The sequence below is a fragment of the Mesorhizobium sp. M0998 genome (assembly GCF_040318885.1).
Lineage (GTDB): Bacteria > Pseudomonadota > Alphaproteobacteria > Rhizobiales > Rhizobiaceae > Mesorhizobium.
In genome coordinates, this window is record NZ_JAMYND010000010.1 from 39,443 (window position 1) to 53,127 (window position 13,685).

The 13,685-nt window shown below is 61.7% G+C and carries 15 protein-coding genes and 1 pseudogene; 7 read left to right on the top strand and 9 right to left on the bottom strand.

Annotation, left to right across the window (positions count from 1 at the left end; translation table 11 throughout):
- Window positions 1-40 precede the first annotated feature (40 nt).
- Entirely contained in the window at window positions 41-1,663 is a 1,623-nt protein-coding gene (locus NKH59_RS11825) for a CHASE domain-containing protein (RefSeq protein WP_352979222.1), read from the top strand.
- Window positions 1,664-1,761: 98 nt separating this feature from the next.
- Here the strand turns inward: NKH59_RS11825 and NKH59_RS11830 are convergent, their stop codons facing one another.
- The 5 genes from NKH59_RS11830 to NKH59_RS11855 form a co-directional block, all read right to left on the bottom strand.
- A complete protein-coding gene (locus tag NKH59_RS11830) occupies window positions 1,762-2,007 on the bottom strand; it encodes a YMGG-like glycine zipper-containing protein (RefSeq protein WP_006328050.1) in 246 nt (81 codons plus the stop codon).
- Window positions 2,008-2,351: 344 nt separating this feature from the next.
- Window positions 2,352-2,531, bottom strand: coding sequence for a hypothetical protein (locus tag NKH59_RS11840; protein WP_352814969.1), 180 nt, complete (start codon window positions 2,529-2,531; stop codon window positions 2,352-2,354).
- A gap of 125 nt (window positions 2,532-2,656) precedes the next feature.
- Window positions 2,657-3,691, bottom strand: coding sequence for a sensor histidine kinase (locus NKH59_RS11845; RefSeq protein WP_352451150.1), 1,035 nt, complete (start codon window positions 3,689-3,691; stop codon window positions 2,657-2,659).
- Between the two features lie 191 nt (window positions 3,692-3,882).
- Window positions 3,883-4,047: a DUF1328 domain-containing protein gene (locus NKH59_RS11850; RefSeq protein WP_023678541.1), complete on the bottom strand. Its 165-nt coding sequence runs from the start codon at window positions 4,045-4,047 to the stop codon at window positions 3,883-3,885.
- A gap of 224 nt (window positions 4,048-4,271) precedes the next feature.
- Window positions 4,272-5,066 carry a response regulator gene (locus NKH59_RS11855; RefSeq protein ID WP_352471123.1) on the bottom strand — a complete coding sequence of 265 codons (795 nt, stop codon included), beginning with the start codon at window positions 5,064-5,066 and terminating at the stop codon, window positions 4,272-4,274.
- Window positions 5,067-5,283: 217 nt separating this feature from the next.
- Between NKH59_RS11855 and NKH59_RS11860 the strand changes: the two genes are divergently transcribed.
- Both NKH59_RS11860 and NKH59_RS11865 read left to right on the top strand, forming a co-directional pair.
- Window positions 5,284-5,487, top strand: coding sequence for a NepR family anti-sigma factor (locus NKH59_RS11860; protein WP_023678543.1), 204 nt, complete (start codon window positions 5,284-5,286; stop codon window positions 5,485-5,487).
- Between the two features lie 3 nt (window positions 5,488-5,490).
- Window positions 5,491-6,042 carry a sigma-70 family RNA polymerase sigma factor gene (locus NKH59_RS11865; RefSeq protein WP_023678544.1) on the top strand — a complete coding sequence of 184 codons (552 nt, stop codon included), beginning with the start codon at window positions 5,491-5,493 and terminating at the stop codon, window positions 6,040-6,042.
- 29 nt (window positions 6,043-6,071) lie between these two features.
- Here the strand turns inward: NKH59_RS11865 and NKH59_RS11870 are convergent, their stop codons facing one another.
- On the bottom strand, window positions 6,072-6,452 hold the full coding sequence (locus NKH59_RS11870; RefSeq protein WP_353021986.1) for a response regulator: 381 nt from the start codon (window positions 6,450-6,452) through the stop codon (window positions 6,072-6,074).
- 226 nt (window positions 6,453-6,678) lie between these two features.
- Between NKH59_RS11870 and NKH59_RS11875 the strand changes: the two genes are divergently transcribed.
- Both NKH59_RS11875 and NKH59_RS11880 read left to right on the top strand, forming a co-directional pair.
- Window positions 6,679-7,005, top strand: a complete 327-nt coding sequence (locus NKH59_RS11875) for an ElaB/YgaM/YqjD family protein (protein WP_023678546.1) — start codon at window positions 6,679-6,681, stop codon at window positions 7,003-7,005.
- A gap of 10 nt (window positions 7,006-7,015) precedes the next feature.
- Window positions 7,016-7,495: a hypothetical protein gene (locus NKH59_RS11880; protein WP_352918433.1), complete on the top strand. Its 480-nt coding sequence runs from the start codon at window positions 7,016-7,018 to the stop codon at window positions 7,493-7,495.
- 48 nt (window positions 7,496-7,543) lie between these two features.
- Here NKH59_RS11880 and NKH59_RS11885 read toward each other — a convergent pair.
- Window positions 7,544-9,069 (bottom strand): annotated as a pseudogene (locus tag NKH59_RS11885) (sensor histidine kinase).
- Between the two features lie 146 nt (window positions 9,070-9,215).
- On the opposite strand from NKH59_RS11885, the gene NKH59_RS11890 reads away from it, so the two are divergent.
- Window positions 9,216-9,389 (top strand): hypothetical protein, encoded by a 174-nt coding sequence (locus tag NKH59_RS11890; RefSeq protein WP_292659198.1) that lies wholly within the window; start codon window positions 9,216-9,218, stop codon window positions 9,387-9,389.
- A gap of 58 nt (window positions 9,390-9,447) precedes the next feature.
- Here the strand turns inward: NKH59_RS11890 and NKH59_RS11895 are convergent, their stop codons facing one another.
- Window positions 9,448-10,368, bottom strand: coding sequence for a diacylglycerol/lipid kinase family protein (locus NKH59_RS11895; RefSeq protein ID WP_352471119.1), 921 nt, complete (start codon window positions 10,366-10,368; stop codon window positions 9,448-9,450).
- 252 nt (window positions 10,369-10,620) lie between these two features.
- Here NKH59_RS11895 and NKH59_RS11900 point away from each other — a divergent pair, with 252 nt between their 5' ends.
- Window positions 10,621-11,988, top strand: coding sequence for a PRC-barrel domain-containing protein (locus tag NKH59_RS11900; protein WP_353021989.1), 1,368 nt, complete (start codon window positions 10,621-10,623; stop codon window positions 11,986-11,988).
- A 52-nt stretch (window positions 11,989-12,040) separates the two neighbouring features.
- Here NKH59_RS11900 and NKH59_RS11905 read toward each other — a convergent pair whose 3' ends face one another.
- Window positions 12,041-13,618 (bottom strand): alkaline phosphatase family protein, encoded by a 1,578-nt coding sequence (locus NKH59_RS11905; protein ID WP_353021992.1) that lies wholly within the window; start codon window positions 13,616-13,618, stop codon window positions 12,041-12,043.
- Window positions 13,619-13,685 lie beyond the last annotated feature (67 nt).

Genomic DNA, 13,685 nt, shown 5'->3' on the forward strand with positions numbered 1-13,685 from the left:
CCCATAAAGATGCCGAACCGTCCACGGGACGTATCAGCAATTGAAGAAGCTTTTTCCGACCGTCGCTTTTATCGCCGTCGCGCTGATCAGCCTGACGATGGCGGGTTTTGCCTATTTTGCCACCCAGGAGGCGGCCCGCATTAAATTCGAGGCGACGGCAGACGACGCGCTTAACCGGATCGAAAGCCGCATCGACCTGGACCTGTCGCTGCTGCGTTCGACCCGGGCGCTGTTCGACGCACGCAATGGCGGTATCTCGCAGGGCGAGTTCAAGGCTTTCTTCAACGCGCTCGACGTCGACAATAATTTCGCCGGCCTGCGCGGCATCGGTTTCCTCCGCCTGGCGAAAACTGGCAACGAGGCGGCGGTCGAGCGCGACATCCTGCACGATCACGGCGCAAGCCATCCGATCTATCCCGACACGAACTTACCGTGGCGTACGCCCATCGTGCTGTTCGAACCGCTGGATCCGTCCAACAAATCCAGCATCGGCTACGACATGTTCACCGGGCCGGCGCGGCGCGAGGCAATCGAAAAGGCGATGGCCGACGACCAGCAGCACGCCAGCGGGCTCGTGCAGCTCGGCAAGGATACGGGTGCCGCGCAGACCTTTACCGGGTTCCTCGTCTTCGTCCGGCTCAATGTCGAAACCGCGCCGGACGCCGTGAACGCGACGAGATCCTCGACTGCCGGCTTCCTTTATGCGGCCTTCCGCGCCCGTGATCTGTTCCAGGCTGCGCTCAGCCGGGCACCATTGCTGCCGGTCAACACCGAGATCTATGACGGCACGGTGGACAGCGACAACCTGCTGTTCCAATCGGAAACGCCGCCTGTTTCGAGCCTCGGCGACAGGCTGCTGGTCACCCGCAAGGTCACCGTCGCCGGCCGGCCGTGGGTCGTCCTGTTCAGGCCGACAAGTGCTTTCTCGCAACCTTCCTCGCGCGCCATCCCGGTGATGCTCGGATTGTTCGGACTGCTGCTTGCGGGCGCCATCGCGCTGGTGGCCCGCTATCAGGAGCGGGCCTATGAGGCGGTCTCGCTGCTTCACGAAACGACCGAAAAGAGCCTGCTGGAAAAAGACCTGATGCTGCAGGAGATGAAGCATCGCATCAAGAACTCGATCACGCGGGTGCTGGCAATCGCGCGCCAGACAGCATCGCACACCACCGACGTCCAGGAATTCTCGGCTTCTTTCTCGGCCCGGCTGCAGGCGATGGCGGCTTCCCAGGACATGCTGACGCGCTCACGCTGGCAGAAAGCCGATCTCGGCGACCTGCTGCGCATCGAGCTAGGCCAGGTGTTCGGCAGCGAGCTTCCTGAAGGGCTGCTGTCGGGACCGCAGGTTCTTCTCGATGAAAAGACGACGCAGGCACTCGGCCTCGTCTTTCACGAACTGGCGACGAATGCGCTGAAGCATGGCGAAGCCGGCAATTCAGTCGGTGCGCTGAAGGTCGACTGGTCGCTCGAAGCCCGTAGCGGCACCCGGACATTGGCTCTCAACTGGCGCGAGGCCGGTCAGAAGAAGCTCGAGAGACCGGCAAAGAGCGGTTTTGGCACCAGACTGATCGATCTCAACGTCACGCGCGAATTGCGTGGCACAATCAGGCGCGATTTTCGCGAAGATGGCTTGAACGTGGAAATCAAGGTTCCGCTGCCGGCCTGAAACGCCGTCTCGTGGGCCGCATCGCAACAGCGCTTTAAAGAGCAAACGCGGAGACAGGTGGCCTGCCTCCGCGTTTGCTGTCCGCCTGGAGCTCGAAACTAGTTGCAGCGAGCTGTGTAAATCCGGCCGTGACGATCTCTGTATTGGCAGTAGCCATTTTGCAGACGGCGAACGAGCAGACCGCCAATCGCACCAGCGCCGGCGCCGATCAAAGCGCCCTTGCCGCCGCCGACAGCGCCACCAATGAGCGCGCCGCCCACAGTGCCGATACCCACGTTCTCTTCCGTGGTGGTGCAGCCGCTGACCGCAACCACGGCAACCATGGCAATAATCATCTTCCGCATGGAGTCATCCTCACTTTTGTCCTCACTTTAATAAGCTCCAGCCGCCATTTAGCATGAAAGTACGGCCTTTGCCTGCACGATTTCATTGTTGATTAAGATAGTCTTTTTCGGGGCGTGCGCCGTTTGATGCTACCACGAACCCGGAAATCTCCAAGGACGCATCGAGCGTGCCGCTGGGACGCACGTTCCAGACGATCCTGTCATAGTCGTCCCCGAGTGCCGGTCGACGGCAAGGCATCTGGCGACGACATGTTGGGCCTGCCCTGCAGGTCGGTGACCGCGAACGGGCACGGCCGAGCACTCGGGCAGTGGTTTCAAAGCGATCAAGCAGAGGCGAGTTCGATTCAGATCAGTTGGGACGCGGCGGTCAGGACGATCGCGGCCATAAGCGCGACGGCGGCGAAGCGCAGGGGCGAAGCACGAGGCGCGGGCGCTGTGGACGCGTCGGGATCCTGAAAACCGCCCATCGAGACGCGAGCGGCCTGTTCCAGTCTGTTCAAGTCGGCAGCCGTCAAGGACCCCATTCCCTTCATTTTGTGCCAAACTCAATCCGGTGGATCGGTGCGTTCGGACAGGATCGGACTTTATGGTGAACAGTCGGTTAAAGATGGCGATGCGCAGCAAGCCTTCGCGCGACGACCGCCGCTCGTTAATCCGTCTCGAAATTGCCGTGAGGAACGACAAGGCGGTATTCGAGGCGATTCCCGGTGATTTCGAGTGTCGCCGTTCCATTCAATGAAGTGGGCACGACGCGTTCAAGCGCGACGCTGCCAAAACGTTTCTCGCTGCGCTGATTGTCGTTGGCTCCGATCACTTCGGCCCATGTCAGCGACAGCGCAGGCTCGCCAGCGGAAGCTGCCGTCAGATCGGCCGTCACCTCGACGAAACCGTCGCTGCGCGACAGTGCGCCATAGCTGACCGAATTGACGGCGAGCTCATGCATGGCCAAGCCGATGTGCAAGGCGGCATTGGGGTTGAGATATGGATTTGCGCCGCGGAAACGTAGGCTGTGCAAGGGATCCGCGCCGTACCTGCCGACCTGACCGGAAACCAGCTCGCGCAGCGCCGCTCCTCGCCAGTTGGATGACGTAACCAAATCCTGCGAGGAGGCCAGCGACTGCAGTCGGCCCCGGAAGCGCGTCAGGAAATCGTCAATGCTGCCGGAATAACGGCCCGTCTGGGTGGCGATGCTCTGGATGATGGCCAAAAGGTTCTTGGAGCGATGACTGACTTCGCGCAGCAGCGCCTTCAACGTCTGCTCCCGGCGTTTCTGCTCGGTTGTTTCGACCATGGTGGTCACGACGCCCTGCACCGCGCCGGTCTCGCTGCGGTCGGCGTCTATCCACACCTGAAACCAGCGGGCGCCGTCATCGGCCGGCACGCTGAGCTCAAGATGTTGAGGATTGCCGGAGACGATGACGTCGTGCTTGGCGGCGCCGATACGCTCCGCCTGCGCCGGCGGCAAGATGCCGTTGTTGTCGGAGGCATCGGAAGTCCAGGGCGCGCGCATGTTGCGCGCCCACACCGTCTTCATCTCGCGATCCTGGTACAGGACGGAAATCCCGGCATTGTGCAGTGCATGGAGAAGGGCCCGACCAAGCTGCATCCCGCTTTCGGCGGGATGCAAAGCGATGATCTCATCACTCTGGCCGCGGTCTTTCATTTTTCCGACTCTGGAACGCATCGGTCAATTTGCTCAACCCATGTCGGGCTGAACGGTTCGCGGAAAAATGGGTTCCAAAAGGAGGAGGTTCGTATCAAACCTTAAAAAGCGGTCCGCCGAGCGGCATCCCGTTGGAGGACACTGCCCGGCGGTGGCTGGAAACCGTTTGAGGGGTGCGGCTTCCAGTGTTCGCTTGAATGGCCGCTTGGCATTCACGCTCGTCTGATCAGGCCGGCAATAAGCGATATGATCAGGAAGGCGAGAAAGATGAAGAACAATATTTGCGCTATGCCGGCCGAGGTGCCAGCGATGCCGCCGAAACCAAGCGCACCGGCGATGATCGCCACGACGAGAAATACGAGCGCCCAGTAAAGCATGATCGATCTCCTTCCAATGCTGCGGTGAAAACGTGATTCGCCTCCGTTTGTTCCACCATTTTCCGAAAAAGACGATGCTGAAAATCTTCAGCGCCGAATTGCCGCGGTGTGTGGAAAGGTCCAGTTGGTTGCCCCAGTTGGTTGCCAGTGAATTGAGCCGGCGTCACGCCCCTTTGATCCTAGGGAGCGGCTGTCTCGGCGGCCGCAGTTCGGCCGCCCGCTGTTCATGCCGCGGCTTTCGCGTGCCGGTCAAAGAACAGGGCCTGGCTGATAAGAGCCTTGACCATGTCCGGATTGAACGGCTTGGTAACCAGGAAAGCCGGTTCCGGCCGCTCGCCGGTGAGCAGGCGCTCGGGAAAGGCGGTGATGAAGATCACCGGTACCGAGGTCGACGACAGGATCTCATTCACGGCCGCTATGCCCGAACTTCCGTCGGCAAGCTGGATATCGGCAAGCACCATCTTTGGCCGCGCCTTGCCGAACATCGCCACCGCCTCGGCGTGGGTGCGCGCCGTTCCGACGACGCGGTGGCCGAGGCTTTCGACCATTTCCTCGATGTCCATGGCGATCAGCGGCTCATCCTCGATGATCAGCACGTCGGTTGCCACCTGACGGGAGATCTCGTTGCTCGCCTGCGCGAGGAGTTCGGAGAATTCCTGTTCGTCGACGTCGAGAATCTCCGCCGCCTCGTCTTCACTGAAGCCTTCGACCGCCACCAGCAGAAAGGCTTGGCGGGGGCGAGGCGCAATTGCATTCAGATTGGCCGCGGCACGCTGTTCCCATGCCGACTGGGCATGCTCCTGCGGAACGCGAATGGCCACTGAGGTGAAGAGCTTGGCAAAGACCTTGTAGAGCGCGATGCGGTCGTTCGATGCGTTCGGAAAGATGTCGACATCGGCAATGATGGCCTCGAGCATTGCGGCGACCAGCGCATCGCCGCTCTCCTGCGATCCGGATACTGCGCGCGAGAAGCGACGCAGGAACGGCAGGTGCGGAGCGATGGTTGCTGATAGGCTCATATTGGACGTCTCCCTCATATGACGTGATTGCATGTTACAGCTAAAAAACGGTTCGCAAGCCCAGAGTTGAAAACGCGGGTTCTGCGAAAAAGTTCCGATCATGCGGAACTAAATATATGGGCTGGCGTTTAGGGGCGGGTTGGGCAACCAGACGAGGCTGCCGCTTGCCTTGCGTTATGTGTTGAAGGGCGGCTTAAGGCTGGGAAAAAAGGGCGAAATGAAGAACATGACGAAAGCTACCATGGGTGGCGTTGGCAACGGGCGCCGGGCTGCTTCCCGCGACCCGCTTGGGCCGAACTCGGAAATCGGCCGCAAACTCAAACAATACTACGACGAGCTGGTCTCCGACAATGTGCCGGATCGCTTCGCCCAACTGCTCAGCCAGTTGGAAAAAGCCGAACCTGTACAAAAGAAGGACTGAGGCATGGCGGCCGTCTCCCAGGGCTTCAAGACCGACTTGCTCGGCTCGATCCCGAGCCTGCGGGCTTTTGCCGTGTCGCTGACGCAAAACGCCGACAAGGCCGACGACCTGGTGCAGGAAACATTGGTCAAGGCATGGGACAAGCATGAAAGCTTCCAGCCCGGCACCAATCTGAAGGCATGGCTGTTCACGATCTTGCGCAACGAATTCTATTCGCAGATGCGCAAGCGCGGCCGCGAGGTGCAGGACAGCGATGGCGTCATGACGGCCAGGCTTGCCGTTCACCCGGCCCAGCACGGCCAACTTGACCTCGAGGACTTTCGCGGCGCGCTCGAATTGCTGCCAGAAGACCAGCGCGAAGCCATTATCCTCATCGGCGCGTCGGGCTTCTCCTACGAGGAAGCGGCCGAGATCTGCGGCTGCGCCGTCGGAACGATCAAGAGCCGCGTCAGCCGCGCCCGCACACGGCTGCAGGAAATTCTGAAGATCTCCGGTGAAGACGAGTATGGCCCGGACGCAATTTCGGCTCAGGTAACCGGGTCGACGGCTGCGTGAAGCGCGGCGTGTTCGAACCGCTCCGCGCCTCAGCGGAGATGCGTTCGCCTGCAGGCCGCCGCCACTGCCTCGACGAGATCGTCTCCCGAATAGGGCTTGGTGACCAGTCTGACGCCGGGAAAGGATTTCTTGATCTCGTCCGTATCCGAATAGCCCGAGGCAAAGACGAACGGGATGCCCGCTTCACGCAGCCGCGAAGCAAATTGGAGCGTCGAAACGCCGCTCAGCATGAGGTCGACGATGGCCACATCGAACTGCGCGGCAACGTCTTGCTGTTCGATCTCAGTCAGATCACGGGCGATGACCACATTGAGCGCGCCGTAGTCGCGGCAAAGCTGCTCGATATCCATGGCAATCAGGAACTCATCTTCCAGGATAAGAATCCGCAAACCGTCAAGTGATGCGCGCACGCAGCAATATCTCCTTAAATTCGTCTCGATCGTGAAACGGGGGAAGTCATGATCGTTATTTGGCATGCTGTCATTTAAAAAAGACGCGCTGGCGCGGATGCGTCGGCCTCGCCCATGCAAGGCATTTGCAACGCGCGCTGCCGGAGATAGGGTTAGAAGAGGTTCGTGCCGGAACCTTGGGGTCTGTCGGGCGTTTCGACCGAGCAAAAGCATGGAGAGTGAAGCAATGGCGACTGCCGCAGGAAAGGCCGCGAACGAAGCCCGCACGAATTCCGATATTGAGGCCGACATCGCACAACTGAAGGCCGACATCGACCAACTTACCAAGCTGTTGGCCAAAACTGGCGAACATGGCTACGGGGCAGCGCGGCGAGCCGCCGCCGAAAGCGTCGAGCAGTTGCGAACCCAGGGCGAGGCAGCCTTCGACAGCCTGCGCAGCAACGCCAGGGACATCGAGGCGCAGATGATAGCGCATATGCGCGAGAAGCCGGTGACGTCGCTGGCGATCGCCGCCGGCGTCGGGTTCCTCTTCGCGCTTCTCGCGCGCCGCTAGTTCTGCACGCATGGGAATGCTTGCATCGCTGATCTCGGGCCTCGCCTCGGGCGAAACCATTGCGGCGGTGCAACGCGCGCGTGTGGCTGCAATTGTCTATTCGGTCGCAGCGGTCGTAGCGCTGTGCGGCCTCGGCTTCCTGGTCGGGGCGGCCTATATCTGGACGGCGGCCCGCTATGGGCCGATGGCAGCTTCCCTGAGCTTCGGGATCGGCTTTCTCGCAATCGCCGGTCTCATCCTGCTCGTCTACCGGATGTCGGCCGGCTCGCGCGCCAGGCGCCGGGCGAAGCGACGCAACGCTGACATGAAGGCTATCGGCATCACTGCGGCACTCGCCGTGCTGCCGGCGCTGCTCAAGGGCAAAGATGGCCCGGGAAAGGCCGGACTGAGCGCGATTCTCGGTCCGGCGATAGCACTCGCTGCCTACGCCATCTACCGCGAGAACGTGAAGCGCGGCTCCGATGATCCGGATACCGGCAAACGCGAATAGTTCGGAGGGGAGAGTTCGGGGCAAACGATTCTGGCGCCGGTCGCAAAATCACAAATCTTCGAGCGGAATCGATATTTCCGCGACCACGCCGTCCGGCCGGAATTCATGGATCACCTCGCTGGAAATGACCTTGGCCAGGCTGCGGCGGATCAGGATCGAGCCGAAGCCATGGCGTTCGGGCGGCGCAACCCGCGGGCCGCCGCTTTCGCGCCAGGCCAGCAACAGACGGCGTGCGCCCTTCCTGCCTTGTACCCTCCAATCGAGATCGACCTTTCCGGAGGAAACCGAGAGCGACCCGTATTGCAGTGCATTGCTTGCCAGTTCATGCAGGATCAGCCCGAGCCCGACTGCCTGGTCGGGTGAGAGCAGGACATCGGCGCCGGAGATCGCCATGCGCGATTGTCCGGCGGCTTGGAACGGCTTTAGCTCGATCTCCACCAGCTCGTGGATGCCGATGCCGCGCCACTCGCGGTCCGACAGCAGGCTGTGCGCAACGCCCAGTGCCTGCAGCCTGGCGCTGAAGGCTTCGAGGAATTCGCTTGGCTGGCGGGCATGGCGAACGGTCTGCGTCGCCAGCGCCTGTACGGTTGCCAAAGTGTTCTTGACGCGGTGATTGAGCTCGCGCAGCAACAGTCGTTGACGTTCGTCGCCAAGCTTGCGTTCGGTAATGTCGTAGTTGACGCCGAAGATCAGCGTCGGCTTGCCATCGCCGTCGCGTTCTATGACGCGGCCGCGTGTTGCGATCCATCGCGGCGGATCGAGGCCTTTGACACGGTATTCGCCAAAATAATCGTCACTGCCGGTCAGCGCGTCGCGAAAGCGTGTTTCGGTCTGGTGAACGTCGCGCGGGTCGATGGCGGTCAGGATGTCGCGCGCCCTCAGCCTGTTCGACTTCGGCAGGTTGAACAATTCGGACAGCAGGACATCGCAGTCGATCATATCGCTGCGGATATCCCATGCCCAGCTGGCAAGCGAAGCCGCGTCGAGCGCGATAGCGCGCCGCTTTTCCTCTCGAACCAGTGCTGCCTTGGCAATCGCCGCACTGCGGGTTGCATCCTTCAGCGTGAACAGGCTCGCGGCGAGGCCGGCTAGCGCCGACAGCTGGTCGAGCTGGACAGAGGAAGGACGTGCGTGCGGCTTCCGGTCGAGCACGCACAGCGTGCCGATCAGCGCGCCGTCGACTACGATGGGCACGCCTGCGTAAAAGCGGATATGATGCTTCCGGTGACCAGCGGATTGGCTTTGAACCGCGGATCCGCCGCCGCGTCGGCCACCACCATCGGCACGTCGCCGGCTGCGATGGTATAGGCGCAGAACGATGTCTCGGTTGCGATTTCGGTCTCGTCGAGGCCGATACAGGACTTGAACCACTGCCGCTCGGCATCGACCAGCGTGATCAGTGCGACAGACGTTTGCATAGCCGAAGCGGCAAGACCGCCGATACGATCGAAATCAGGGTCGGCAGCCCCGTCCAGCGTGTCGAGGCCGTGCAGCACGGCAAGACGGTCCGCGGCGCCCACCACACGGCGAATATCGGCCGGCAGGCCCGGCGTGTTCTGGCTATTGTCGTCCACTATGCCCCCGGAGGCCGGCTCCGCTGATTGGTCAGGCCAACCGGCCCGTCTGCCGCCTTGCAGTGCCGGAACTTTCGCGGCGGGGGACCGTTACCAGCCAACGCCCCTCGAGTTACGCCTGCCGGCGCCAAATATGGAGCCAGACAATGCCAAAAACCATTCCTGAAAACAAAGCCCGTCAAGGGCGGCGGGGTCGGCATGTCCTTCGTATCCTGATCGCCGCGCTGTTGCTGGCTTTTATCGCCTGGGGCGTCGCCGAAATCTACGGCTGGATGATCGAGACGCCGAAGACCGAACAGGGCAACACGCCCAGCGGCTAGGTTCTCTCCATCGCTCGCGCCAGTTTGCATCACGCAACCCCACATCACGCATCCCACGTCAGGCAACCTTTGCCTCGACAGCGCGCGCCGGGACGAGAACATTCAACGCGCGCGGATGGATTTCGACGGTCGTCTCGCGATCGAGCTTTACCAGTTCGCCGTCCATGACGGCCTGAACTTTCCTGTTAGTCGAATGGATTTTCAAAACGGCGCGGTTTGCCTGATGGATTTCGACATGCTCGTTGCCGCGCCATTTCCCACGGGCGACGTCAAAGAGGAACCTGATCAATTCGCCGCGCCGCCGCGCCACGGTGACATAGATGCCCAGCACGCCGCCTGCCGGATTATCGGCATAGGGCAGGTGGCCCTCGCCAAACAGATTGTTGGTGATCCCGATACCGGTGATCCGGGTTCTGATCTCGGCCTCGCCGATCATCAGCGTTACGTTCATCGCCGGTGGATTGTTGATCGTCGCCCAAGCGGCTCGCACCGAGGCGCGCATCTTCCCCAACCGCGAGCCGAATTCCATCTTCTGGCGCAGTTGCACCATCCTGGCGTGCATGCCGATCGAGAATTGATGCACGAAGGGCCGGCCGTTGGCTGTTGCAATGTCAATCGCCATCACCTCGCCGTCGGCAAACGATTTCAGTGCCGCATCGAGGGTCTGCGGGATACCGAGGCCGCGCGCAAAAAGGTTCATTGTGCCAGCCGGCAGAATTGCCAGCGCCTTCTCCCCATTCATCAAACGGGCTGCCGCGGCCGAAATGGTGCCGTCGCCGCCGCCAGCCAGCACGACGTCGATGCCGCGCCTGGAAGCTACGCCGTCCAGCGTGGCGACGATATCCTTGCCGGCGACGATTTCGATATCAATCGAGTGGCCGGCAGTCTCAAGTGTGCTGCGCATCCGACTGGCGAAGGCCTCAAGATCGATGGTGCGCAGGGTGCCCCCGTCCTTGTTCAGCACCGCTGCAAACCGCATGGCCGTTCCATTTTCCAGCACTTATCGGGCCGGGACGGAGCCCCAGCCGGGAGTGGAACGGGGCGGCCGAGAAAATGTTCCTTTCGAGCAACGCGGCGAATCCGAGAACCATTGACATCGCACCGGGTGCACCACGGCTTTTTTCGGAACAACAGTGTGGTCACAACGTTGTGAACATGCAGAAGACGCTGCGCCCGCAGTGACGCCAGGCGGGCACGGCGTGCACGAAATCACCGACGAGGAGACACTAAGATGATCCGCACCCTTTTAACCACGACAGCAGTCGCAACATTGATTGCGACGGGTGCATTTGCGCAGTCGGCGACGACCCCGGCGCCGGCGCAACCACCCGCCGTAGAGAATTCCGCTCCAGCCGCTCCGGTGCAACGCGCCGAGGGCAGCCTTGTCACCAATATCATCGGCGAGTCGGTCTATAACGGCACCGGCGACAATGCAGAGAATATCGGCAAGATCACCGATGTCGTCTTCGACGAGCGCGGCGAGGTAAAATCCGTCGTCATCGGCGTTGGCGGTTTTCTTGGCATAGGAACCAAGAACGTCGTTTTCGACTACAAGAAGATGCAATGGGCCGAAAGAAATGGCGACCGTTGGCTGATAGCGCAAACGACGAAGGATGAGTTGACGGCTCAGCCGGATTTCGACCGGAGGCCTTACGATCCGACTCCGCCACCAGCTTCGGCGGATAATGCGGCGCCTGCCGCCCCTTCCACCAGCGCGCAAAATACAACCCCGGCGCCTGCCGCGCCGGCTGAGCCAGTGAAGCGCGCCGAAGGCAATCTCGCCACCAATATCATCGGCGAGACCGTCTATAACGGCACCGGCGACGACGCCCAAAACATCGGTGACGTGAACGACATCGTCATCAACAAGGAAGCCAAGGCGCAATCGCTGATCATCGGTGTCGGCGGCTTCCTCGGCATCGGCGAAAAGAACGTCGCCTATGACTTCGATAAGGCGCAGTGGGCCGAGAGGAACGGCGATCGCTGGCTGGTCGCGCAAACGACCAAGGAAGAGCTGCAGGCGCAGCCAGACTTCAACCGCAAGGCCTATGATCCGGCCCCGGCAACCACTGCGTCGAACGATGCCAATGCGCCTGCTACCGTCACGCCCACCGTGATGGCCAGCAACACTGCGCCGAACGACAACACCGCAACGACCAACAACGCTGACCAAGCCGGCAAGACGGCTCAAAACGCTCCGGCAGCGGCGCCTCCGGCTAATTCCACGGCCGACCAGACCAAGACCGGGTCGATCGACAAGTCGACGCTAACCGAAATGCCGATGGGCGAAATCCGGGCCGAGGATCTGGTTGGAACAACCGTCTACGGCGCCAACGATGTCAACGTCGGCGAGATCGGCGATATCGTGCTGGGCAGCGACAAGAAGGTCGACGCAGTCATCATCGACGTTGGCGGCTTCCTTGGCGTCGGCGAGAAGGAGGTGGCGGTCGGCATGGACAACCTGAAATTCATGACCGACAAGAACGGCAAGCGCTATCTCTACACGAACTTCACCAAGGAGCAGCTTGAGGCGCAGGCCCCCTACGACAAGGCCAGCTATGCGCAAAATCGCGACAAACAGCGCCTGATCATGCGCTAAGCTGCTCACAGGCCGACAGAGAAGCCCGCGCCGGCAACGGCGCGGGCTTTGCTTATCTCGAGGGGAAGCCCGCGACATGGCCGGCAACGCCATTGTCCGTCAATTCGGCGAGCGCCAGAGATTGGTCGAGATGCTCGGCCCGCCAGGCGAGCAACTTCTCGGCAAATTCCAACCGCACCGGCAGATAGGCTGGGTCGTCAGCGACGTTGGTCAGCTCGCCGGCATCTTTTTCCAGGTCGAAGAGCAAGGGCGGCAGGCCGCCGCCGAAATTCACATATTTGAACTTTTGCGTGCGGATGACGGCGAGATTGCACTGACGCGGACCGATGCCGAAATAGCGTTCTGCATCACCATCCGCAATCGAGCGGAAATCGAACTCCCAATGCGCCGCATCGCGCCAATTGTCCGGCTCCGTTGCGTCCAGGAAAGGCGCCAGCGAGCGGCCGTCGAGATGCGGCAGGACTTCGCCGCCAGTGAGCTCGAGCCCAGTGAGCTCGACCAAGGTCGGTGCCAAATCGACCGCCTCGGTGAAGCGGTCGACACTGCTGCCGGCCGCCTTGCGGCGGCGCGGATCGCGAATGACCAGCGGAATATGGAAGCTGCCGTCGAAGAAGCCGCCCTTGCCCAGCATGAAATGATCGCCCATCATCTCGGCGTGATCGGAGGTCAGCACGATGACGGTGTCGTCCCATGCATCGGCCGCCTTGACCGCTTGCCAGACGCGGCCAAGCTGCGCGTCGACCTCCGAGATCATGCCGTAATAGAGCGCCCGGATGCGGCGAAAATTATCGTCGCCCCAGTCGCGCACCTTGCCCTCCGATCCGGGACGGAATTTCGACCGTTCCTGCAGGTTAAGTTCATAGGCGAGATAGGGGTGGCTTGCTGCTTCGGCCTGCCAGCTTTCCGCCCGGTCAAAAGCTGGACCGATGGCCGGATCGTACATGGCGTTGTAAGGCGCCGGCACGATGAAGGGCGGGTGGGGGCTGATCAAGGAAAGATGCGCGAACCACGGCGCATCGCGCTCCTGCTCGCCGAGCCAGCGGATGAATTCGCCGGCCAGGAAGGCCGACGGCGTCTCGTCCTTCGAATAGATTGGCGGACCGTTGCTGATCGCGCCGTCGTTTTCCAGGATTTCGCGCGCCGGGCGATGAATGTCGGGGGAGCCGGCGCCGGCATCGACGCCGCGCGCCTTGAGCCATGACAGCCAGGGCTTCTGGTGCTCGGGCAGAAGCTGGCGCACGGTGAAGCCGGGCAGCACGCCTTCATAGCTTTTCAGCTGCGGGTCGCCAGGCGCCAGCGTGCGCGGGTCGCGCGCCGTGTCGGTATAGCCGAACAGCGTCGGATCATAGCCGAGGGCGCGCGCCCAGAGCGCTATATTGCCGTGCCGGGCGTCGAGCGGTGTGCCGTTGCGGCAGACACGATTGTTCATCTGGTAAAGGCCGGTGTAGAGGCAGGCGCGTGCCGGTGAGCAAGGTGCGGCGCCGCCATAGTGCTTCTGGAACAAAACGCCCTCGGCAGCCAGCGCGTCGGCATTCGGCGTCCTTACCACCTTGTGCCCAGCAGCTGACAGGCAGTCGCCCCGCCATTGATCGCAGGTGATCAGGAGAATATTGGGGCGTTTTCCACTCAACCGCTGTATCCTCACGCTGGCTACATGCGTCGCTCATGGAGCGCAATTTCGGCGAGTATGCAAGCCG